Here is a 23,553-nt window from a genome sequence, read left to right on the forward strand (position 1 = left end):
GTTATTAGCCTACTGGGTGGTAAACACCATCCGTTGTCAATTAAAACGAGAAGGAGAATCCTGTTACTGGACCGAGATTGTACGACGTATGAACACCCAAAAACTCGTTACCACAAAAGGGAAGAACCCGTTAGGTGAAACTATTGAGATGCGCCAATGCAGTAGTCCTTCGAAGCAAGCAAAACAGATATACGATAAGTTGAAATTAAAACACTCACCATTCAAAAAGAATAAAATTTGTAGGACACAGAACTCATAAGAAAAACGAGGAAAGTACGGTAATAGTAACAATTAGGCGAAAGTGGGTGTTAAACTTGGGTTAAGGGTGGACTAAATAATTTTGTTTATTTAAATTTTCAAAAAGAAACCCCACCGCTTGCAGAAAGTAGTGGGGCTTTTATCTTTTATTATTATACTCTCTGTGCGTAGATAAGTATAATATTTTTATAAGTTATTGATAATCAATGTTTACTGCGGAGGGAGAGGGATTCGAACCCTCGAAACGCTTTAGACGTTTACACGCTTTCCAGGCGTGCCTCTTAAACCACTCGAGCATCCTTCCTTAATATAAAGGAATATTAAGCCATAAATGCTAATGGGAAAATTCTCTTTACATTTTTATTAGTAATCTTAGCAATATCTTCTTTACATACGTTATAAGCATCAGATAATACTTCCAACACTTTTATTATATACGAACTTTCATTCCTACTACCACGTAGCGGTACAGGAGCCATATAAGGACTATCAGTTTCCAAAACGAGTCTGTCTAATGGCACAGTAGCAGGTAAATCTTCGCGTAAATGGCTCGATTTAAATGTAGAAACCCCTCCAATGCCGAGACTAAACTTTTCAAACTGCAAAAAGTTTTCAGCTTCTTTAGTATTACCTGTAAAGCAATGAAAGACGCCACCGGGCAATTCTTTTATGTATGGTTTCATCTGGTTTATCATCTCGTTTTGAGCTTTTCGACAATGTATCATTAAAGGTAACTTTGTCTCAATGCTCCATTTCATCATTTCTTCAAAAACAATAATCTGTTCCTTTTCAAATTCACGCGACCAATAGAAATCTAATCCTACCTCTCCTATTGCTATAACCTTTATATTATTTTCTTTTTTATTATCTATCTGCTGTTTTAAGAAAGATTTCATATTAGATAACACAGCTATATAGTTTGCTTTCACCTCTTCAGGATGTAGACCTATCATAGGGTAACAATAAAATGGATATTGCTTGCAAAGCTCCATAACGGAATAAGCTGAAGATAAATCTATTGAAGGTATAAATATTTTATCTACTCCAGCTTTCTTTGCTCTGGATATTACCTCTGGTAAATCTTCTTTATAATCATCTACATCAAGGTGAGCATGTGTATCTATAATCATGATTTATATTATTTTTTACGATGCATCAAACTTTGTGCAAAGTTAATCAATTCCTGTTTATTTTTATCATTTACTGATACTTTTGATAGATAAATTTTACTTTCTTCAAAGTATCTATTTATCTTATCTATAGCAAGCTTATCTATACCTATTTCTGTATATAGCTTAGTAATAGCTTTTATCTTCTTGTTAGCATCAAAATCTTTTTTGTTAATCCAGTAGTTTAACTCTTCTTTTTGTTTTTGTGTAGCTTTGTTAAAAGCATTTATAAGCATATAAGTTTTTTTATTTGAAATGATATCTCCTCCTATTTGTTTCCCAAAAATATAAGGATCTCCATATACATCGAGATAATCATCTTGTAGCTGGAAGGCTAAGCCTATTTTTTCACCAAAAAGATATAAATTGTTTGCATCTTTTTCAGAAGCATTACCTAACATAGCTCCCATCTTTAAGGCACATGCTAAGAGTACGCTCGTTTTTAAACGTATCATTTCTATGTATTCAGCTTCTGTAACATCGTTTCTATGTTCAAACTCCATGTCTAATTGTTGCCCCTCCCCTATTTCTAATGCTGTTACAGTAAATAAATCAAGCAATGCTTTCAAACAAGACGGATTACCTCTTGTTATACGTTCAAATGCTAAGACTAACATAGTATCTCCTGAGAGAATTGCAGTGTTTGCATTCCATTTTTCATGCACAGTTTGATGACCACGGCGTAAAGGAGCACTATCCATCAAATCATCATGCAGCAAAGTATAATTATGATATGTTTCTAAACCACAGGCTTGATTTAAAATGCTTTCAGGATCATCTTTATACATATTATAAGCTAAAAGCATCAATACAGGGCGAATGCGTTTGCCTCCTAAAGATAAAACATATTTTATAGGTTCATACAAGCTCTTTGGCTCTCTGTCATAAGCTAAAGTGGCTATATAATTATTAATAATGCTGAATATCTTATCTGAACTATACATAATCTTTTTAGTCTTGTTAAAGTTTTATTTTCAGAAATGCTTTATATCTAAAGAGTTTTTACAACTTAAAAACAACAGGAATTTCTACCATCGATTTACAAGGCTTATTTTTATTTAAACCAGGTTTCCACTTTCCCATTATGTGCATTACACGCAGCACTTCTTCTTCCATGTCTTTATCTTTTCCGTTTTTTATTTTTATATTACTTACATAACCTGATTCTGAAATAATAAAAGTAACATTTACTACTCCTTCTACTCCAGCCATCTTTGACTCCGTAGGATACTGTAATGATTTTGTAAGCCATTTCATAAACATAGCCCACCCTCCTGGCGGTGTGGGAGTTTCTGATAAAATACGCTTATCTATCTTGCTATCTATGCGTTCCACATCGGCTAATGCATCATCGTCAGACATTTTTGTAGTAATCTTCTTAGCATCTTGCTCTACTTTGGGCACTGGTGGAAGCACTATTGGTGTATAAGTAAGCATAACCTCATCGGTCATACGCGGAGCAGCAGTTATCTTATCATTCGACTGCATACTACCTACACTACGAGGGGTTACCTTTACAGGATTATCGCTACGTTTTAAGTTTAACATATCTTCCACTGTAGGTTTTTTATCATTCTTATGCTTTGTGATATTGGTTTGATCTATAGCGGGAAGCATATCTAAGCTATGAAGCTGAACGTTGGTAATCTTTTTCACATTGCTGCTATCAGTCCCATCATTATATTCTAATGCTACAAAGAATATAGACAAGGAGATGATGATTCCTAACATAAATCCCACCCAACGCTTATTCTCCAGATCAGCCTCCTTTGATTTTTTTATTTCCAAATCTTAAATCCTTTATATTATACCATTCTTCTTAGGAAAAATCTAAATAGCTAATACTGATCTTTCTTCTACCTTTATTGTTAAGTAAATATATGAAATATTCACCCAAACATATTTTCATTATACAAAAGTAAGAAGTTATTCGGAAAAAGATGTAACTTTGTTGAAAAATTACAAATCATTATATTAAAAAGATAATAATCTTTCTTTATCATTGCTTATAAAATTATTTATGAGCTATACAAGAAATAAAACAAAGATATAAATATGAACGAAAAAAAAATTGTGATAGCAATAGATGGTTTCTCTTCTTGCGGGAAAAGTACTATGGCAAAAAATCTTGCAAAAACACTAAAATATATATATGTAGATACGGGAGCTATGTATCGTTCGGTAACTCTTTACGCATTAAGAAATGGCTTTTTTAACATAGATGGAAGTGTAAAGGAAAAAGAATTATACAATAACATGCCTAATATAAAAATATCTTTCAAACTTAACATGGAAACTGGGCGTCCTGACACATATCTTAATAATGAAAATGTAGAAGAAGCTATTAGAACAATGGAAGTATCTTCACATGTTAGCTCTATTGCTGCTTTAAGTTTTGTGCGTCAAACCTTAGTGCAACAACAACAAGCTATGGGTAAAGAAAAAGGAATCGTTATGGATGGGCGCGATATAGGAACAGTAGTTTTTCCTAAAGCAGAACTTAAAATATTTGTAACTGCATCTGCAGAGATACGTGCACAGCGAAGATATGAAGAGTTAAAAGCAAAAGGCTTAGATGCTAATTTTGATGAAATACTCAAAAACGTAAAAGAACGTGATTATATCGACTCGCACCGTGCTACGTCGCCTCTACGACGAGCAAAAGACGCTATAGAGCTAGATAATAGTAATCTTACTATTGAGCAGCAACAAGAATGGTTGATAAACGAAGTAGAAAAAATTATATAATAGCTTACGACGATTTGTAAAAATATCTACAGAATAGCTCTTTTTTATAGCAAAACATAAGATATAACAAAGCGAAAAAATTTGTATAGATAAAAAGAGCCTAATATAACAGAGAGCTTATTTTGCGAAAATAAAAACGAAAACGTTTATAATGTAATAGCGCATCTTAAAAGAGTGTAAACTTAATATATATGGTAGAAAAATAACTTATTTTTCTACCATTTTTAATTTATTTTTAATAGAAAAATAAATTATTTTTCTTTCCTAACCCTCTCTTCTTTCCTCTTTACATAGCAAGTTTTGCACTATTAATAAGCACCTTATGTAAGTAAGATTAATATATGCAGACTTATCCTGTCTAAAGTCTTATAAAAAATAAATAATAAATAAGCAGGAAAAATCACTTTCAGCATTCTGTTATTATATATGGGAAATATTTACGAAATAGTACTTTTTATGTACAAAATAAAGGGTGTGTCAATATTTAGACACACCCTTCATTTTTATATCCCTCCCTATAAAGGGAATTAAATTTTAAACTTATACTCTTTCTAAACTCTCTCTTCTCATGGCTATGCCATGCAGTTTACACGTCCCTCATTGTATGCACGAATAGCATTTGTGAGGTAGTTAAACAACTTTTTTACAATCTCTAAATTCATCATTCTTTCTTTCATAATCATCTTTGTTTTATCTTTCTGTTATCCTGTTTTCGAAGGCAAAGTTACGATATGAAAAACATGAAAACCAAAAAAAAAGGATTTTTTAGACGATTTTATGCTGTTTTTTTGACGAGAGTCAAAACTTTTGACTTGTATCAACTACTTCGTTTGATATACATCAACCTTTTGGATTGACATATATCAACCATATCGGATAATAATAGCATCTTTTACACAGAAAAAAAAGAGCTAAACGCTTGAAAAACTTTTTCTTTTAATCGGATTAGCGTATCTTTGCATAATAATATAGAATAATAAAATGGATAAAAACATAGAAAACTCTTTCAGATTACCAGCAGAATGGGAGCAACAAAGTGGAATAATGTTAATCATGCCGCATGAAGATACTGACTGGGAACCGTATCTGAAAGAAATTATCTCTACTTACGTAGATATAATAGATGCTATTACGCGCTATGAGGACTTACTTCTTATAACGAGAAATATAAAAAAGACCAAAGAGCTTTTTGCTACAAAATTATCAGAAAGGCAGATAAGACGAATAATATTCTTTAAGTGTGATAATAATGATACATGGGCACGTGATGTAGCACCTATAAGTTTGATAAACGAAGATGGCGTACAACGAATGCTCGACTTTTGTTTTAATGGTTGGGGGGAGAAATTTCCGTATGAGAAAGATAACAAGATCAATTTGCAAATGGCTCAAGCAGGCATATTTAATGCAGAGATGAAGAGTCATAAAGATTTTATTCTTGAAGGTGGGTCTATAGAAAGTGATGGCAAGGGTACGCTTTTTACAACTACAAGCTGTTTACTTGCTCCACATCGCAATGAGCCATTTACGCAAAAAGAAATAACCTCTTACCTACTCAAAAATATCCCATCAAAACGTATAATATGGTTAGAACATGGTTCTTTAAAAGGAGATGATACTGACGGACATATTGACACAATAGTAAGATGTGCACCTAATGATACCTTATTATATATAAAATGTGAAGATAAAAATGATGTTCATTATTCTGATTTTAAAAAATTAGAAGTTCAGCTAAAAACTCTTCGCACACTTAATGATAAGCCTTATCGCTTACTTGCCTTACCTTTCCCTGAAGCTATATATGATAATGGAGAGCGGCTACCTGCTACATATGCTAACTTTGTAATATTAAATGGCGCTGTGTTAGTACCTACTTACAATCAACCTAAAAATGATGCTAAGGCTTTAGAGATTATTAAGTTAGCCTTTTCAGGTTATGATATAATTGGGATAGATGCACAAGTGGTAATACGTCAGCATGGGTCGCTACATTGCTTAACAATGCAATTGCCCAAAGGAATTATTTCTAATAACAAAAAAATGAATACTGATTATGAATAAAACAATAAAAATAGGTTTTTTACAGTTGCATAATGTAGCTAATATAAGTGAAAACATAAAAAACATAACAGAAGGTATTAAAAGTCTTGCAGAAGATGGCGCGCAACTTATAGTTTTACAAGAGTTACATAATTCGCTGTATTTTTGTCAGGTAGAAGATGTTAATAATTTTGATCTTGCAGAAACAATACCCGGCTTCTCTACAGATCTTTATAGTAAATTGTCTAAAGATCTTGGTATTGTACTTGTTACCTCTTTGTTTGAAAAAAGAGCAGCAGGATTATACCATAACACTGCTGTTGTATTTGAAAAAGATGGCACTATAGCAGGAAAGTATCGTAAAATGCATATTCCTGATGACCCTGCTTATTATGAGAAGTTTTATTTTACTCCTGGCGATTTAGGCTTTCACCCTATAAACACAAGTCTTGGCAAATTAGGAGTATTAGTATGTTGGGATCAATGGTACCCGGAGGCAGCCAGGCTAATGGCTATGCAAGGGGCAGAAATCTTAATTTATCCAACAGCAATAGGTTATTCTAAAAGTGATACAAAGGAAGAACAGGCGCGACAGTTAGATGCTTGGAAGACAGTAATGCGAGGACATGCTGTAGCAAATAATTTACCTGTCATTGCCGTTAATCGTGTAGGTTTTGAGCCTGATCCAAGCAAACAAACCGAAGGTATAGAGTTTTGGGGTAGCTCTTTCATCGCTGGTCCGCAAGGAGAAATTCTTTACCAAGCTTGTAACAACAAAGAAGAAAAAACGATAATAAAGCTCGATCTCTACCATTCAGAAGAGGTTAGACGTTGGTGGCCTTTCTTACGTGATAGGCGTATAGAGGCATATAATGATATAACAAAAAGGTTTATAGACTAAAAAAATGTAAGAATATTTTTTTAAAAACGCTCAGGGCAAATCATAAAGCTGTAAACTTTCAGTAATTACCCTTTGTTATATGCAAATATTAGCTTACCTTTGCAAGCTATAAAACATATATGTTGGCTCCGTAGCTTAGCTGAATAGAGCGCAGGATTCCGGTTCCTGAGGTCGTGGGTTTGAATCCCATCGGAGCCACTCTATATGAAATAACCTGAAACAATCTGAAACAATCTGAAACAATCTGAAATGCACAAACACGCGTAAGGCGTGTATAGCTGTAATAAAAAATACCTAAAAATAGGTATTGCACGTTTTTATTGCTCGTGCTAAATTTGCAGCGGAATAAATACTTACTTATTTAAGTAATAATTTTAAACTTGTTATTTTTAGTTTTTTAAAGAGAATAATTAATTTAATAAAAAGACTTTCCCTTTATGCATGTTTCAATAAAAATGCTGTCTCTGCTATTAACACTGACTCCATTTAGAGGGTATGCTCAGCAAAATGAGAGCATACCCAAGTTGCCGAATAAGTCTATGACAGACTCTTTGCATCAGATTAACGAAGTAGTAGTAAGAGCAAACCAGATGTTAGGCAGCCAGTTTGAAGCCCGTAACCGTACAGGTTCGGCTTATTACATCTCACCAAAAGAGCTTGGCAAATTCGATTATACTGATATAAATCGTATGTTGAAGAGCGTTCCAGGAGTAAATATTTATGAAGAAGACGGGTTTGGGTTACGCCCTAACATTAGTTTGCGTGGAACACAGGCTGAACGTAGCGAACGTATCACCTTAATGGAAGATGGTATATTAGCAGCTCCTGCACCATATGCGGCTCCTGCAGCTTATTACTTTCCTAATGCGGCACGTATGTATGCCATAGAAGTGTTAAAAGGTAGTAGCCAGGTGCAATACGGGCCATTTACAACAGGAGGTGCTATTAACTTGGTATCAACCCCTATACCGCAGGATAAATTAATAAGATGTAGTATGTCGGCAGGTAGTTTTGGTAGTCTAAAACTACAAACAGCCATAGGTAAAAGCTTTAAGTATACAGGGTTTCTGATAGAATATTTACGTTATCAGGCTCGTGGCTTTAGGCATGATACCCCCGATGAGCGAACAGGTTTTAAACGCAATGACGTAATAGCTAAGTGGATGATACGCACAAACAGAGAAGATGGTATAAATCACAGATTAGAGCTAAAGTATGGATTTGCTAACGAAACTTCCGATGAAACATACCTTGGTCTTACTGATCAGGACTTTGCTGTTAAGCCATATTTTAGATATGCAGGAGCACAAAAAGATAATTTAGTAACGCGCCATTCCCAGTTTTCAGCTACATATATAATAAAAGGTATGCGCTCATGGGACATAACTACACAGGCATATTATAATTATTTTTTTAGGAATTGGTATAAACTCAACGAAGTGCGTACAGGTTATACCAAAGCCGAACGTCGTTCAATAGGCGATGTGCTTGCCGATCCTATTACAAATAAAGATTACTTTGATATTCTTACTGGCAAGTCAAGCTACATAGGAGAAGCTCTAATGCTGCGTGCCAACCATCGTGTGTACCATTCACGAGGAGTCCAGATAAAGGGCGAATATAAAACAATGCTATATGGAGGGTACTTTACAGGCGAAATTGGTATGCGTTACCATGCCGATAGTGAGGATCGTTATCAGCAAGATGATGGATATTCTATGAATAATGGGCGTATGGAGCTTTTTTTAAGAGGAGATCCGGGTAGCCAAGCTAATCGTATTACTACAGCTCATGCTTTATCAGGTTATGCTTTAGCAAAATGGGCAAAAGGTATGTTTACCTTTACTGCAGGAGTGCGTTATGAAGATGTAAAGTTATTAAATCGCGATTATACTAAAGCCGACTGGAGGCGTACAGGTATGATGCGTATAGAAATACCCAATAGTGCAAGAGCTTTTATGCCTGGAATAGGTATTAATTGTAAGTTAACGCCTCAATTATCATTGTTTTCAGGAATACATAAAGGATTTGCACCGCCAAGTGCTTCTCTTGGTCAGAAAGCAGAGAGTAGTATTAATGTAGAGGCTGGTGTACGTTATGCAAATAAATGGCTCAAAGGAGAATTTATTGGTTTTAATAATAACTATTCTAACATGCTGGGTAGCGACCTTGCAGCGCAAGGAGGATTAGGAACCTTAGACCAGTTTAATGTAGGACGAGCATTAGTGCGAGGTATAGAAATGCTAGTTCAGTGCCGCCCATTACCTGCTACATGGAAGGTGCAATTACCCATACAGCTATCTTACACCTTTACAGATACAAAAATGAAGAACTCATTTACAAGTGCATCATGGGGGCATGTTTTATATGGCGACGAAATCCCTTATATCTTTCGTCATGCTCTTAATGGGCAAATAGGTATAGAAAGTAAATGGGCTGATATACATTTTAATATGCGTTACAATGGCGATATGCGTACAGTTCCAGGACAAGGGAAGATAGCTCAACGTGAAAAAATACCAGCTAATTTCATAATAGATGCTACCGCTAAGATACATCTGATAAAAAATATAGACTTTACTATGAATATAGTAAATCTAACAAATAAGGTTTATATGGTTTCGAGGCATCCTTCAGGAGTGAGAGCAGGCTTACCTTTTGGTATATATGGAGGAGTACAATGGAAGTTATAATAAAAAATATATCAATAATAATATAATATAAAAACAAATAAGATTAATGAGAAGATCTGTATATATACAATCTATATCAATAAAAAGACTATTATGTCTATTTATCTTGTTATGCTCTTTATCAAAAATAATGGCACAAGAAAATGGATACATAACAGGTTCTGTTACCGATACAAGTGGCGAACCTATTGTAGGAGCTGTTATTGGTATTGTAGAAAATAAGCAAAAGACCGTTACGGATATAGATGGAAAATTTAGTATAAAAGCTATTAAAGGTCAAACTATTACAGTATCCTTTATAGGTATGCGTACCTTTAAAGAAAGTATTAAAACAACAGCCTTAAAAGTAGTTTTGCAAAATGATAGCAAAATGATAGATGAGGTTGTTGTAACAGGGTATCAAAACATAAGAAATCGTGTTTACACAGGTGCTTCCACAGCTGTTAAGATGACAGAAATAAAGCTCGAAGGTGTTGGAGATGTTTCACGTATGCTCGAAGGGCGTGTGCCAGGATTGTCTATTCAAAATATTTCTGGAACATTTGGTGCTGCACCACGTATTAATATCCGTGGCGGTGCTTCTATTATGGGCAATGTTCAGCCCTTATGGGTAATAGATGGTGCTGTTTATGAAGATTTAGTACATGTATCTCCTGAAGATTTAGCTTCTGGGGATGCTGTTACTCTTATCAGCTCAGCAGTAGCTGGGCTTAATCCTGCAGATATACAAGATATACAGATTTTAAAAGATGCATCAGCTACATCTGTATATGGTGCCCGCGCAGCTAACGGAGTTATAGTTATTACTACTAAAAGTGGTAAAAGAGAATCGCCTTTACAAATTAATTACACAACAGAAAACACATGGCGCCCTCGCCCAGATTATAGCCACTTTGACTTGCTAAACTCTCAAGAAACTATGGCCTTATATCAAGAAATGCAGGAAAAAGGATATTTTGATCCAGCAACATCATTATATGGACGTAGAGGCGGAGTATATCACCAGATGTATAAACAGCTCACTACTTATGATGAGAAAACTAATAATAGGTTACTACTAAACACAGAGGAAGCTCGAAAAAAATTCCTACGACAGAGAGAGTATGCTAACACTGACTGGTTTCAGATTTTGTTTGCAAACAGCCTTATGACTAACCATACATTAAGTTTGTCGGCAGGTGGTAAAAAAGTAGCATCTTATGCTTCTATAGGTTATTATCATGATGCTGGTTGGACCATAGCCGACCAAGTACAACGGTTAACAACCAATATTAAGAATACTTTTTATATTACAAATAATCTTACTGCTAAGCTATCCTTGCAAGGCAACATGCGCTTACAAAATGCTCCTGGTACCCTACCCCAGAAAAAAAACACTATATCAGGAGCCTTTGAACGTGATTTTGATATAAACCCTTTTGCATATGCTTTAGGTACAAGCAGAACTCTTCGTCCTTATGATGAAAATGGGAAACGTGAATATTATCGTAATAACTGGGCACCTTTTAATATATTAAATGAGTATGATAACAATCATTTAAAAATACGAGTAGTCGACTTTAAGTTGCAAACAGAGGCCACTTATAAGTTTACTGATGCTCTTAATCTAAAAACAATGTTTTCATACCGAAGAGCACATACAAGTACACAACATGAAATAGGCGAAAACTCTAATATAATAGGAGCTTATCGTGCTTGTGAAACACCATGGGTAGCAAATCAAAATATATACCTTGTAAAGGATCTATACCACCCAGGTCTTATGCCTAAACCCGGCATACAACAAGGCGGCATACTTTTCTTAAATAATGCAGATATGCAAAGTATGTTAGCTCGTATAGCTATTGATTATGACAAGCAAATAGGATCACATGACCTAAAAGGATTTGCTTTTGGCGAAATAAGAACATTGCAACAGACAATAAGCTCTTTCAAAGGTTATGGCATTAGCTATCAACGTGGTAATGAGGTGCAAAGTGCACCAGGTATTTTTGATAAGATGTTCCAAGAGAATAATCCTTATTTTGCATTGCGCAATAGAGATGAGCGAGGAGTTACTTTTTCGGGGAATGCTACTTATGGGTATAAAGGTAAATATATTTTTAATACAGTTGTAAACATTGAAGGATCTAATGCAGCAGGAAGAGGAGCAACTGCTTTATGGTTACCCACTTGGAATGTCGGTGCTAAATGGAATGTAGATAAGGAGAAATTTATGCAAGATAATAATGCTATTTCTAAATTAGCTTTCCGCATTAGTTATGGTTTAACAGCTAAAATGAATGAAGCTGCGGCAAACGCATCGGTTATATATAAAGGTGGTATAGCACATAGACTAAATCTAAACGATAGAGAGAATAAATTAAACCTTATTTCTTTAGAAAATAGAGACCTCACTTGGGAAAAAATGTACGAACTAAATATAGGAGCCGATATGGCATTCTTTAATAATCGTATTTCGGCAACAATAGATGTGTATCAACGTAATACTTTCGATTTAATAGACTTAGTGCGTACGTCTGGTGTTGGTGGTCAATATTATAAATATGCTAATTTTGGAGATATGGTTTCTCGTGGTATAGAAATAGGATTGCATACTACAAATATTAGTACAAACTCATGGAAATGGAGTACGGATTTTACTTTCAGTGCCATTAATCAGAAAATAACTCGAATGCTCAACTCTCCAAATGCTTTTGATATGGTAGCTGGTAGAGGTCGGGGAAATGTGGTAGGTTATCCAAAAGGTTCACTTTTCTCTTTTAATTTTCAAAAGTTAGACAAGAATGGATTACCTAATTTTAATTTTGGAAGATATCCATTACCACAAAACGAATTGAAAGATATTGTGGGAGCAGATTTTAATGATACACAATACACTAAAACTTATTTACTATACCATGGTCCTATTGAGCCAAATATAGTAGGTGGTTTGGCAAATACAGTGAAATGGCACAACTGGGAATTATCTTGTTTCATTACAATGCAGGCTGGTAATAAGATAAGATTAAATCCTACATTTGATATGCAGTTTGCTGATTTGAATGTATTTTCTAAAAATTATCTAAACCGCTGGCTTAACCCGGGAGATGAATATCATACCGATGTCCCAACATTGCCTTCTAAAGAGATTATCAATATTATAGGAATAGAAAATATAGAAAAAGCATATAACACCTACAACTATTCGCAACTGCGTGTAGCTGATGGTAGTTTCGTTAGATTAAAAAATATAGCTTTATCCTATTTATTAAAAGAAAAATGGATGAAAACAATAGGTCTGAAAAGTGGAAGTCTACGTTTTAATGTTACTAACCCACTGCTTATTTATGCAGATCCTAAACTACATGGACAAGATCCAGAATATTATCAGACTGGCGGTGTTTCACTACCTACTCCTATACAATATACTTTTACTTTAAATGTGGGTTTTTAAAATGAAAAAATATCTATATAAATATATCTTAATTTTCACCACTATTGCTCTATGTGGGTGTAACGATTTTTTATCAAAAGTACCCGATTCTGATATTGATTTAAATATTAATAACGAAAAAGGTATAGCGCAATTGCTAACTGGAGCCTACCCTGAAGCAAGTTATATTCCTTTCTTAGAACCTCGTACCGATAATGTTGGCCTTAGGACAAATGGTACACATACACAATTAAACGAAGAAATGTTTTATTGGGAAGATGATAACCAAGAAGATATAGATACACCTTTGAATTATTGGAATAGTTGCTATAAAGGTATAGCGCAGGCTAATGAAGCTTTAGAAATGCTAAAAGCCTATCCTAAGACAGAGCGCGTTAAAGCCCTATATGGAGAAGCCTTTTTGTTAAGAGCTTATCTTCACTTCATGTTAGTAAATATTTGGGCAGAGCCTTATGACAACACAAAACAATCTCCTGGTATACCTTATATTACTAAGCCTGAGAAAAACGCACTGATATCTTATAAAAGAGGTACTGTAAAAGAGGTGTATGATAAGATAGAAGCCGACTTAAAGCGTGGAATAACTTTAGTTAATGATAGGTATTATAAGCATCCTAAGTACCATTTTAATAAAAAAGCAGCTTACACTTTTGCTTCTCGGTTCTACTTAATGAAAGGAGATTGGCAAAAAGTAATAGATTATGCGAACTATGTTTTAGGAGCAGATCCTAAAACGATGTTAAGAAATTGGATAGAATATTCACATCAATTTGAGTTTAAACGGCAACGTATGTTTACACGTTACACTTCGCCTGATGAGCCTGCTAATCTTTTAATATGTACAACAGAATCACGATGGGCAAGACAGATGCCTATAGACCGTTATGGAGCAACCAAGCAAACTGTTAATGAAATATTCAATAAAAGAGGCATTGAAGGTGGAGGAGATTTCTCAAAAATGACTTTTGAAGGTACATATCCATTTATCTATTCACCATCGCTTATAGTAAATGGTAAATACATTGCTAAATTTGATGAGTTGTCTACTACTGAAAGCATTGGTATAAAGCCAAGAGGTATTTATGTTAGCAATGTGTTATTTACAGCCGATGAAGCTTTGCTTAATAGAATGGAGGCTTATGCTATGCTAAAGCAGTATGATAATGCAATAAATGATTATCTACAATATATGCAGGGTAAGTTCGGCTTTATGCCCACTATAGAAAGAGATATTTATATGCGCACAAGCGAAAACAATTATGATGAATATACACCTTTCTATGGTATGACTTTAAAACAGCTTGCATTAGTAAAACTATTTGCAGATTTCAGACAAAAAGAGTTTTTTGGAGAAGGCTTGCGTTGGTTTGACATTAGGAGATTTCATTTAAGCGTAAAACGTGATACTAAGTCTAAATATTATTTCCCTTTAGAGAAATATGATCCGCGTAAGGTGCTACAAATCCCAATAGAAGCACAAAACAACGGATTAGATCCTAACCCACGTGAGCGCAAAGAACCGATTAGATAAATATATATAACAGATAATTTATAACGATACAAAATGAGCATACATAAATATATTTTAGTATATGCTGTTCTATGGATATTTATAACAACATCTTGTCAGCATGATACGCTATCAGATGATAGTGTCATAGACAGAAATACTACTCAAACACAAACAGCACAATGGATAGAAGAAAATTTTACCAAAGTGTATGGTCCTGAAGTAATATATCAGTGGCAAAAGGATAATAGTCAAAACGGAGTTTACGTTTATCCTCCTGATACTACAAACATAAAACAAGTTCTTAATGCTATTGGGACTTTATGTTTTGACACTTTTAAGGATATTCAAATAGAAGGTAAAGGAAGCCTACTTAATTATTGCTTACCTATACGCATTACATTATACGGTGGTGGAAATCCTGATAAAAACAGTGTTGAGCGTATGTATAATATAGCATCACAACCTGTAGAAATGAGTATTTACCATGTTAATGATTTTGATGCTAAAGATGAGCAGAAAGTTTATAGACTTATTCGCAGTGTATATCATCAGATGATGAAACGAATGTTAGAACAAATACCATATGATAGAGAAACATTTGCCACTATCAGTGATGGGAAATATATAAATGACACTCAATTATTATCCGATATAAAAGGTGCTAATAATGATATAGGATTGACAAGTTATGCTAATAAGCGTGGTTTTTTCACTTATCTTTCCATGCTAAATCCGGAAGATGATATGGCAGAAATGTTAAGCGTTATTTTAACATCTAAACCATCAAGGCTTAATAAAGCAGAAGAAGAAGCTAAAACACCAGATGAAGATTCTGATCCAGAGGTAAATAATACTTATAAAAAAGAAGCAGAACGTGCTTACCACGATTTTATAGCAAAAAAAGCGTTTGTCGAAAAATACACTTGGGACAATTGGCATGTTAAATTGCTTACAATACAACTTAAAAGCATCAGAACTTTGGATAAATATCTAAACAAAAAATAACATGAAGTATCTTTTATATATATTATTTACTATACTTAGTTGCATATTTTATAGCTGTCAAACGGACGAAAAAGAGTTTGATAAAACACCTACTCAGCGTAAGAGACAAGCTATTGAAACGCTAAACTCAGAGTTAGTTAACAACAAGGCAGGATGGCTGGTTTTATATTTTCCTAAAACAGACTCTTTATTATTTTCTAATTTAAGTGATAAAATAAAGGATTCGTATCAATATAGTACCGATAGATATGGTTATGGCGGAGTTTGTTTTACCATGAGATTCCTACAACAAGGAAAAGTAGAGATGCGTGCTGATATGGATCAACAAAGTATTTCTACTACCACAACAAGTGAATATAAGATAGGGACAAATAGTAGTACTCAACTTACTTTTCTCACTACAAACTATATACACAAATTGGTTAATGATAGTTATGGTGGTGCTTGTGATTGGTTATACCAAGGACATAACGAAGAGGGTTTTTTAGTGTTTAAAACAGCTTCTTATCTAAGACCTGCATGTGAATATATTATAATGAAGCCTTTAAAGAATATGTCAGACTTTAATAATGCTGTAAAACAAGCATACGATAATAGAAGAATATTTGAAAAGATGAAAAATCCACAGTTGTATATACATAAAGGTGGACGTGTTTATTTTCAAAGCGATTATTATCTTGGTAGAAATGGAGGACGTGCAAATACTACTGAGAAACAAAGATATTATCTATTTATGGAAGTTACTAAACCTAACCCTATTCCTGATTATCCTCCTAAAGAATTTTCCGTACTGGGGTCAGGGTATAGCGGAACTCCTGAAGGTATTACTTTTAAAGCAGGATTACGATTAAATAATAAACAGGTGTTTGCCGACTTTAAACGTGTTAATAATAATTTTGAAGCTGAACTTGTAGAAGTATATTATCCAAAATGGAAAACAACAAGGCTTGTAAGTAAACATTTACACCCTGAAGGAAAAATAACAGGATTGAAAGCAATTATCAAAGATGTACCTATTATAGAATAAGATATAACAATATGTAATAATTATTAGTATGAAAAAGAATATATATATAATTCTATGTATCTTTAACATAGTCTTACTATCAGCATGTTCACCTGGAGTAAATAACGATACAGATGAAGATTATGATAAACTCTTTCCTTTTAAAGGGATAGATAAGCCTAAAATATCATATGATGATCAAGCTTTGCAATTAGCAAGCATAGATATGAATGAACAAAGCTATATATATCCAGGAGTAGATATTAAAGGAGAGAAACGTACTTACACCATAACACTGACCTGCACTTTTTTTGAAAAAGATTTGCAAGGTAGCTTAATACCTGACGAGGATCTTTCCTCTACTTACATTATTAGATATATTGATGCCAATAAAAAATTAAGAACTATTACATCTAAAGATTATTCTTCTGAAGATGACAAAGAAGATGAGCCTGAAGGAAACACTGATGACGATTCTGATGACAACTCTGATGATAATCCTGAGAAGAATACTGAGGATTCTAATGTCAAAATACTTAAAAATGGGAAAGAGCTTAAAATAATTTATCAAGCTATATCGGGTTTCCCTATGTTTTTGCAAGTAAAAGGTGGAGGACCGAGCAATTCATCGGTACGCGCTAATATCTCAGCTATATCTAATGATGGTTTTACTATTGTACGCCCTTTGCATGTAGAGCAGTTTCAAAATGAGGAAGGTATTAATTTAATAAAAAATCCATTCTGTGGATATATTATATTACCCTAAAGATTAGGAAATAAAATTATGAAAAATAAAGCTAACAAATCGTTTTATATCATTATATTATGGGTAGTTATATCTAATTCTATAATATCATGTACAACATGGCAAGATGAAACTATTGAGTCGTCATACATTATCCCTACATTACCTGACCCAGAGTATAAATTTAGCAGGAACAATGAGAGCAGTGTTGACCTTTTAGAGTGTAGTCTTTTAAAAGAACCTGTTGATATCATATATCAATCTTTCATGAAAGAGGCTCGTATATCAAATGGCGCACAGCAAGAACGAATGAATGAATATTTTAAACAAGGTGTATATGGTAAAGCACCATTTGATGAAATAGCTACATCTATGGCGCATAGTGTTGACAGAGAACGTGTTCTCGCTGCTTTTCAACAATTATTCGATTATTCACGCGCTTTAAGTGGTTATGGGTATCCGCGTCCCGCTGATGTACGTAACACTAAAGCCCAAATAGGTAAGGGAGGATATTTAGGTTATAATATTGGAGATGTTAACTTAGCTTTCGTTAATAATAAAGGGTTGGCTGTAGCAGAAGTATATAACGAAATGATAAGAGGTAGTATTTATTTAGATAAAATATTGAACGTACATCTTAACCCTCAATTATATAATGATCAACGACTTTTAAAAGACCAAGAATCTTCTATTCTTGTAAATGGACATAATTATACGGAGCTGGAACATCATTGGGACTTAGCTTATGGTTATTATCAATACTGGTTACCTATAGTACAAAAAAATGAGCGTAATATTTTAAAGGGTAGTCGTATTAAGCTTTATAATGCTTTTGCTACCGGACGATTAGCCATGACAGAATATAGATTTGATGAGGTGAGAAAGTGTCTTGATATAATTAGACAAGAGCTTTCCAAAGTAGCAGCTGTGCATGCCATACAACTATTATCTGGAGAAATTACTAAAGTAAATTTAAACGAAGATATAAGTAATGCCTTAGTATTCTTATCACGTGCATATGGGGCTATATTCTCATTGCAGTTTGCCGTAAATATAGAAGGAAAACCATTATATACCTTTGATGAGGTGCAAACGCTTTTAGACGCACTTACTCAAAATTCCGGATTATGGGATAAGCAGCGTTTAGAAGGAGATACCACTATTACTGGCTCTATAGCCTATACTGTGGCGCAAATAAAGCAGCGTATACTATGATAATTTTTACATATTATAAAAAAGAAAAAGCATGAGTTTACATAAATTTTTATTTCTAATATCCTTTTTTTGTACATTAAATGTAACTGTTAATGCACAATCCAATTTGATTTTGAATAGTGGATTTGAAGAGTGGCGCACTGGTGGACTTAGTGAAAAGCCAAAATATTGGTATTCTTCTGGTTATAACTTTGGAAAATCAACCCAAGCTCACAGTGGTAATTTTTCCATTAAGTTATTTGCGACAGAACAAACACTTACTTCAATAGATCAATCTTACAATTATAATTACATAAGTATTGAGCCAGGTGCCACATATCGTCTTAAATATTGGTATAAAGGAACATTAAAAAAAGCGAATTGTTTTTCAGTAGTAACATGGTACAAAGGAAATACAACACACGAATCGACAAAAAAGAAAGATATGGTTACAGACGCCTCCCCTACTGAATGGAAACAAAAAACTATAGATTTTGTTGCACCGCAAGGAGTAGATAAAGCTGGTTTTTCTTTTAAGATGAAAGAAGAGACTTCTGATGCCAATAACTATTTACTTATAGATGATGTTGATTTTAGGAAAATAAAAAGTGGCACTGCTTCAGAAGAAGTACCTATGCCTAACGAGATAAAAGCTTCCGCAGAACAACGCGAGGTCTTTATATCATGGCATCCTATTCAAATTGATGGTGTAAAATATAATATTTTACTAAATGATAAAATAGTTGCCACTATAAATAGTACTAACTATATATTGCAAAAATTACAACCTAATACTACATATACGATAGGAGTGCAAACGATTAAGAGTGATGGGAAAAAATCTAAAATCGCTAAAAAAAATATATTAACAGAACCGATTATGGTAAAACGTGATGATGAAAATCGCATTCCTTATGTATATAAAATAAAAGGATTTGGAGATACACCCCGAACTATCGAATTGTTTTTTAATGACTTATATGATACTAATGCCAAAATAGCTTATACTCTTGATGGAAATCCATATATACCTATAGATGGATATAAATTAGTTTTTAATAAATCGGGTAAACATCTATTTGTAATTAATATTACAGAAAGTGATGGCAAAGATTGGACTTTAGAATATAACTTAAATGTAAAATAATCTAATTAACATGAAGCATATATATAACTTATTAGCAGTGGTAATATTAAGCATATCGCTAACTGCATGCCACAACGAGTTAGGATTAGAACAATCTAAAATATTGATAGGAGATGAAAACTCATCATCTATTGATGTATTTACATATACTACTCGTATGCTTATATTAAAAGGAGGTACTGGTAAGTATAAAAGTAATGTTAACAATTCTAAGTTGGCGACTGTAAATATCAATGAAGACACATTGCGTATTACTGGAATATTAGAAGGTAAAACTTACGCTTCTATATGGTCTGGCGATGAGTGTCGCAAATTAAATATAAACATAATAGTACCTAACATTACTTCTACAAAAGATATTATACGATTGTTTCCACGTGATGAAAACCGTTCAATAAGTATTAACGGTGGCGGAAGCTTAGCCAAAATGGAAGTGGAAGATCCTATGAATATTTTAAAGAAAGTGAAATGGAATGCAAAAACTAATATTATAGAAATAGATACATACTGTGAGGGCGATGCTTATCTACATATAGTTGGAGAAAATAATCAAACAAAAACTATCAAAGTTGAAGTACGATGTAAAGGAGAAACTAATGGGTTAGGAGCTTATAGCACAACTTCACGAAGTTTAAGCGAGTTATATCGCAACACTCTTGTAGTACATCGCAAAGGAGTTGGAACTTGGATATGCAATGAAGCAAACCCTACAACTTCTAAAAAAACAATTAAGATTACTCCAGCTATAATAAATCCTCAAAAAGGTAGATTTATAGAATCTAAATTAAGTCTTAGCTACCCAGATGAGTTTAGCTCTATAAAAGAAGGTAAATATAAATTATATATACAAGATGTAAAAGAGAAGTATGTAGTACTTGTTGGAAGAGGCTTTAAACTTATAATACCTTATGAGAAAAGATAAAGTATCATATATTTTTGTTTTTATATAAAAAATAGCTCTTATATGTTTGGTAACGTATAAGGGCTATTTTATTTTTAAAGTAAAATATTACATTATTCCTTTATCACGCAATTTCAGTTGCCATTTCCATGCAGTTGCTAAGACTTCTTCTAAGGGTGTATTTGCTTCCCAGCCAAGTACTTTATTAGCAAGTGTACAGTCTCCCCATATTTGCTCAATATCACCTTTTCGCCTATTACCAAACTTCCAATTAAGTTTTACCCCTGTAGCCTTTTCAAAAGTATTTATAATCTCAAGAGTAGAATTACCTCGCCCTGTACCTATATTAAAATATTCTATTTTATCAGTATTTTTTTCTAATACACGTTCCATAGCAATTACATGTGCCTTGGCTAAATCTTTTACATAAATATAATCACGCACACAAGTTCCATCTGGAGTATTATAATCATTACCAAAAACAATTAGTTCTTTACGGATTCCTATAGCTGTTTGTGTTACAAATGGAATCAAGTTGTTAGGTACACCATTTGGCAGCTCACCAATTAAAGCTGAAGGGTGTGCGCCTATAGGATTAAAATAACGCAATATGATACTCTTTATATTTGCCCCACTATTAATATAATCATATATTATTTGTTCGTTAATTTCCTTTGTGTTACCATATGGTGATGTAGCTTTTTGATGTGGTGCTTTTTCTGAAACTGGTAAATCTTCTTTTTTAGGTTGCCCATAAACAGTACAAGAGCTAGAAAATATAATCCCCTTGACATCATATTTGGGCATCAATTCTAATAAATTTATTAATGAGATAATATTATTTTTATAATAAAGTAAAGGTTTCTCCACACTTTCTCCTACAGCTTTTGAGGCTGCAAAGTGGATAATGCCTTCTATCTTAGGGTATTTTCTTAATATCCCTTCTGTGGATTTAATGTCGCATAAATCAATTTGTTCAAAAACAGGACGAACACCTGTTATTTGCTCTATTCCATCGAGCACTTCTATCTTAGAATTGGAAAGATTATCTACTATTACAACATCATATCCTGTTTCTATAAGTTCTACAACGGTATGAGAACCTATAAATCCGGTACCTCCAGTAACAAGAATAGTCTTATTCATACTTATTTGTATTTTAATTAAATATTTTTATATATGCTATATCTAAATAACATACAAAGATAATAATTCTTTTTAAACATATACAGGAAAACTGCTTAATTCCTAAATATATCTTAAACAATATATGATTATATATCTTTTTAAAGATAAAATAAATAGGTTTCGATATAATTTAAGTTTTTAGAGAGATGATAATAAAACGGGAATATTCTATACTGAAATATTTTATAGGTATATTTTTAGTACCTTTGCGGTAAAATGTAAAATATATATGTTATTAAATTTAGGATTTATCTTTATAGGGGTAACTTTAGTATTATGGGGAGCAGACAAACTTACAGATGGGTCTGTAGCCATAGCACAAAAAATGAGAGTCTCTCAGGTTATTATAGGCTTAACTGTAGTAGCAATGGGAACAAGTATGCCCGAGTTTAGTGTCAGTTTGGTTTCGGCTTTAAAAGGTACATCAGATTTAGCTATTGGTAATGTTATAGGTTCTAATATTATTAATAGTTTGTTCATAGTGGGTGTTTCTGCAATGTTTAGTCCTATTCTAATAACACCTATTACTATAAAGAAAGATATTCCTTTTGCTTTAGTTTCTTCTGTTGTACTAATGATGCTTTGTTATGATGGTATGATAGGAAGGATTGATGCAGGTATTATATTTGCTATGTTTATTATCTTTATGATAAAGACTTTACAGGAAGCGAAGAGTGATGTAAAGATAGATAAAGCTAATAGCAAGTCTATTATATCAGAGAATATAATATCAGAAAAGCAGCATAAGAAAATATGGGTATCTGTTATATGGATAATAGTAGGTCTATCATGTCTTATTTTTGGTAGTAATCTTTTTGTAAGTGGTGCGGTTAAAGTTGCTTCATCATTAGGTGTGTCTGATGCAATAATAGGTTTAACAATTGTAGCTGGCGGAACATCATTACCAGAGCTTGCTACAAGTGTAGTTGCAGCTCGTAAAGGCGATAGTGGTATAGCTATAGGTAATGTTATAGGTTCTAATATATTTAATATTCTTGCTGTATTAGGAGTTACAGGATTAATACATCCAATGTTGCTGCAAGGAATAACAATGTTTGATCTTTCTATTATGGTAATATCCATGATCTTGATATGGTTTTTATCTTTTACAAAATATACCATTGAGCGTTGGGAGGGTTTTTGTTTAATAGTAGTATTTATAGGATATATGGTGAAGCTATTAGTAAGTATTTAAAATAGAAAAGGCTATTATTTTTTATATATTCAGTAACTTAACAAAAGTTATAAAGTTGCTGCTTTTAAATAAGTTATAAATAATGAAACAGGGTATGCCTATTTTAGCATACCCTTATAACAATTTTATAATAATATAAAAAATATTCAGAATTAATTAGTCGTCCCTTAAAAACTATATTTCAGCATAAAGTTTGTACTGACAAGCTTTATGCTGATTCTTTTTATAAGGCACAAAAGAGCTCTCATAGCTCTTTTGAAGTTATATGCTGCCGCAGCTAATAATACATTGATAGCATCTCCTTTCACACCTTTATAAAAGTTGCGAGATAATCGGTGGTCTGCTTTAAGATGTCCTATTGTTGGTTCTATACCTGCTCGTTTACAAAATAGTTTGTGTTTCTTTTTCTTT

18 protein-coding genes, 2 tRNA genes and 1 pseudogene are annotated in these 23,553 nt (G+C 33.3%); 15 read left to right on the plus strand and 6 right to left on the minus strand.

The features are described from left to right. Positions 1-259 (plus strand): annotated as a pseudogene (locus tag F596_RS12025) (IS1634 family transposase); the annotation flags it as partial. Positions 260-474: 215 nt separating this feature from the next. On the opposite strand, the gene F596_RS0108305 reads toward F596_RS12025, so the two are convergent. The 4 genes from F596_RS0108305 to F596_RS0108320 form a co-directional block, all read right to left on the minus strand. Then, positions 475-562: transfer RNA gene (locus tag F596_RS0108305), tRNA-Ser, on the minus strand. Between the two features lie 16 nt (positions 563-578). Beyond that, positions 579-1,388: a TatD family hydrolase gene (locus F596_RS0108310; RefSeq protein ID WP_019036583.1), complete on the minus strand. Its 810-nt coding sequence runs from the start codon at positions 1,386-1,388 to the stop codon at positions 579-581. 8 nt (positions 1,389-1,396) lie between these two features. Next, on the minus strand, positions 1,397-2,371 hold the full coding sequence (locus F596_RS0108315) for a polyprenyl synthetase family protein (protein WP_008448098.1): 975 nt from the start codon (positions 2,369-2,371) through the stop codon (positions 1,397-1,399). Positions 2,372-2,429: 58 nt separating this feature from the next. Beyond that, complete coding sequence (locus tag F596_RS0108320; RefSeq protein WP_008448115.1) at positions 2,430-3,215, minus strand: energy transducer TonB; 786 nt, start codon at positions 3,213-3,215, stop codon at positions 2,430-2,432. Positions 3,216-3,482: 267 nt separating this feature from the next. On the opposite strand from F596_RS0108320, the gene cmk reads away from it, so the two are divergent. The 13 genes from cmk to F596_RS0108385 all read left to right on the plus strand — a co-directional run bounded on the left by cmk (position 3,483) and on the right by F596_RS0108385 (position 20,780). After that, positions 3,483-4,175: a (d)CMP kinase gene (gene cmk, locus F596_RS0108325; protein WP_019036584.1), complete on the plus strand. Its 693-nt coding sequence runs from the start codon at positions 3,483-3,485 to the stop codon at positions 4,173-4,175. A gap of 981 nt (positions 4,176-5,156) precedes the next feature. Continuing rightward, entirely contained in the window at positions 5,157-6,239 is a 1,083-nt protein-coding gene (locus F596_RS0108330) for an agmatine deiminase family protein (protein ID WP_019036586.1), read from the plus strand. Beyond that, a complete protein-coding gene (locus F596_RS0108335) occupies positions 6,232-7,119 on the plus strand; it encodes a carbon-nitrogen hydrolase (RefSeq protein ID WP_019036587.1) in 888 nt (295 codons plus the stop codon). The genes F596_RS0108330 and F596_RS0108335 overlap by 8 nt, the downstream gene beginning before the upstream one ends. Positions 7,120-7,243: 124 nt before the next feature. After that, positions 7,244-7,317, plus strand: a tRNA-Arg gene (locus F596_RS0108340). Positions 7,318-7,556: 239 nt separating this feature from the next. After that, on the plus strand, positions 7,557-9,812 hold the full coding sequence (locus F596_RS0108345; protein WP_026302388.1) for a TonB-dependent receptor family protein: 2,256 nt from the start codon (positions 7,557-7,559) through the stop codon (positions 9,810-9,812). A gap of 46 nt (positions 9,813-9,858) precedes the next feature. Then, positions 9,859-13,248, plus strand: coding sequence for a SusC/RagA family TonB-linked outer membrane protein (locus F596_RS0108350; RefSeq protein ID WP_026302389.1), 3,390 nt, complete (start codon positions 9,859-9,861; stop codon positions 13,246-13,248). A 1-nt stretch (position 13,249) separates the two neighbouring features. After that, complete coding sequence (locus tag F596_RS0108355) at positions 13,250-14,779, plus strand: RagB/SusD family nutrient uptake outer membrane protein (RefSeq protein ID WP_024992722.1); 1,530 nt, start codon at positions 13,250-13,252, stop codon at positions 14,777-14,779. Positions 14,780-14,812: 33 nt separating this feature from the next. Continuing rightward, a complete protein-coding gene (locus tag F596_RS0108360; protein WP_019036590.1) occupies positions 14,813-15,766 on the plus strand; it encodes a putative zinc-binding metallopeptidase in 954 nt (317 codons plus the stop codon). Position 15,767: 1 nt separating this feature from the next. Then, on the plus strand, positions 15,768-16,793 hold the full coding sequence (locus tag F596_RS0108365; protein WP_019036591.1) for a DUF4302 domain-containing protein: 1,026 nt from the start codon (positions 15,768-15,770) through the stop codon (positions 16,791-16,793). A 28-nt stretch (positions 16,794-16,821) separates the two neighbouring features. Continuing rightward, the gene (locus F596_RS0108370) at positions 16,822-17,538 is read left to right on the plus strand and encodes a hypothetical protein (protein WP_019036592.1); all 717 of its coding nucleotides are present in this window, start codon (positions 16,822-16,824) and stop codon (positions 17,536-17,538) included. Positions 17,539-17,556: 18 nt separating this feature from the next. Further along, positions 17,557-18,732 carry a DUF4856 domain-containing protein gene (locus F596_RS0108375; protein WP_019036593.1) on the plus strand — a complete coding sequence of 392 codons (1,176 nt, stop codon included), beginning with the start codon at positions 17,557-17,559 and terminating at the stop codon, positions 18,730-18,732. 31 nt (positions 18,733-18,763) lie between these two features. Then, positions 18,764-19,858, plus strand: a complete 1,095-nt coding sequence (locus F596_RS0108380) for a carbohydrate binding domain-containing protein (protein WP_019036594.1) — start codon at positions 18,764-18,766, stop codon at positions 19,856-19,858. A 10-nt stretch (positions 19,859-19,868) separates the two neighbouring features. Then, entirely contained in the window at positions 19,869-20,780 is a 912-nt protein-coding gene (locus F596_RS0108385; protein WP_019036595.1) for a hypothetical protein, read from the plus strand. Positions 20,781-20,867: 87 nt separating this feature from the next. Here the strand turns inward: F596_RS0108385 and galE are convergent, their stop codons facing one another. Beyond that, the gene (gene galE, locus F596_RS0108390; RefSeq protein ID WP_019036596.1) at positions 20,868-21,905 is read right to left on the minus strand and encodes a UDP-glucose 4-epimerase GalE; all 1,038 of its coding nucleotides are present in this window, start codon (positions 21,903-21,905) and stop codon (positions 20,868-20,870) included. A gap of 271 nt (positions 21,906-22,176) precedes the next feature. Between galE and F596_RS0108395 the strand changes: the two genes are divergently transcribed. Continuing rightward, positions 22,177-23,142 carry a calcium/sodium antiporter gene (locus F596_RS0108395; RefSeq protein ID WP_019036597.1) on the plus strand — a complete coding sequence of 322 codons (966 nt, stop codon included), beginning with the start codon at positions 22,177-22,179 and terminating at the stop codon, positions 23,140-23,142. 167 nt (positions 23,143-23,309) lie between these two features. Here F596_RS0108395 and F596_RS0108400 read toward each other — a convergent pair. Next, the coding region (locus F596_RS0108400) for a transposase (RefSeq protein ID WP_019036598.1) at positions 23,310-23,553 on the minus strand (244 nt) is incomplete at its 5' end.

It is taken from the genome of Prevotella amnii DSM 23384 = JCM 14753, from assembly GCF_000378745.1.
Lineage (GTDB): Bacteria > Bacteroidota > Bacteroidia > Bacteroidales > Bacteroidaceae > Prevotella > Prevotella amnii.

Coding starts and splice junctions, on each gene's coding strand:
- cmk (WP_019036584.1), top strand. CDS start 3,483: ATGAACGAAAAAAAAATTGTGATAGCAATAGATGGTTTCTCTTCTTGC.
- F596_RS0108375 (WP_019036593.1), top strand. CDS start 17,557: ATGAAAAATAAAGCTAACAAATCGTTTTATATCATTATATTATGGGTA.
- F596_RS0108395 (WP_019036597.1), top strand. CDS start 22,177: ATGTTATTAAATTTAGGATTTATCTTTATAGGGGTAACTTTAGTATTA.
- F596_RS0108350 (WP_026302389.1), top strand. CDS start 9,859: ATGAGAAGATCTGTATATATACAATCTATATCAATAAAAAGACTATTA.
- F596_RS0108355 (WP_024992722.1), top strand. CDS start 13,250: ATGAAAAAATATCTATATAAATATATCTTAATTTTCACCACTATTGCT.
- F596_RS0108310 (WP_019036583.1), bottom strand. CDS start 1,388: ATGATTATAGATACACATGCTCACCTTGATGTAGATGATTATAAAGAA.
- F596_RS0108315 (WP_008448098.1), bottom strand. CDS start 2,371: ATGTATAGTTCAGATAAGATATTCAGCATTATTAATAATTATATAGCC.
- F596_RS0108380 (WP_019036594.1), top strand. CDS start 18,764: ATGAGTTTACATAAATTTTTATTTCTAATATCCTTTTTTTGTACATTA.
- F596_RS0108335 (WP_019036587.1), top strand. CDS start 6,232: ATGAATAAAACAATAAAAATAGGTTTTTTACAGTTGCATAATGTAGCT.
- F596_RS0108370 (WP_019036592.1), top strand. CDS start 16,822: ATGAAAAAGAATATATATATAATTCTATGTATCTTTAACATAGTCTTA.
- F596_RS0108385 (WP_019036595.1), top strand. CDS start 19,869: ATGAAGCATATATATAACTTATTAGCAGTGGTAATATTAAGCATATCG.
- F596_RS0108330 (WP_019036586.1), top strand. CDS start 5,157: ATGGATAAAAACATAGAAAACTCTTTCAGATTACCAGCAGAATGGGAG.
- galE (WP_019036596.1), bottom strand. CDS start 21,905: ATGAATAAGACTATTCTTGTTACTGGAGGTACCGGATTTATAGGTTCT.
- F596_RS0108360 (WP_019036590.1), top strand. CDS start 14,813: ATGAGCATACATAAATATATTTTAGTATATGCTGTTCTATGGATATTT.
- F596_RS0108365 (WP_019036591.1), top strand. CDS start 15,768: ATGAAGTATCTTTTATATATATTATTTACTATACTTAGTTGCATATTT.
- F596_RS0108345 (WP_026302388.1), top strand. CDS start 7,557: ATGCATGTTTCAATAAAAATGCTGTCTCTGCTATTAACACTGACTCCA.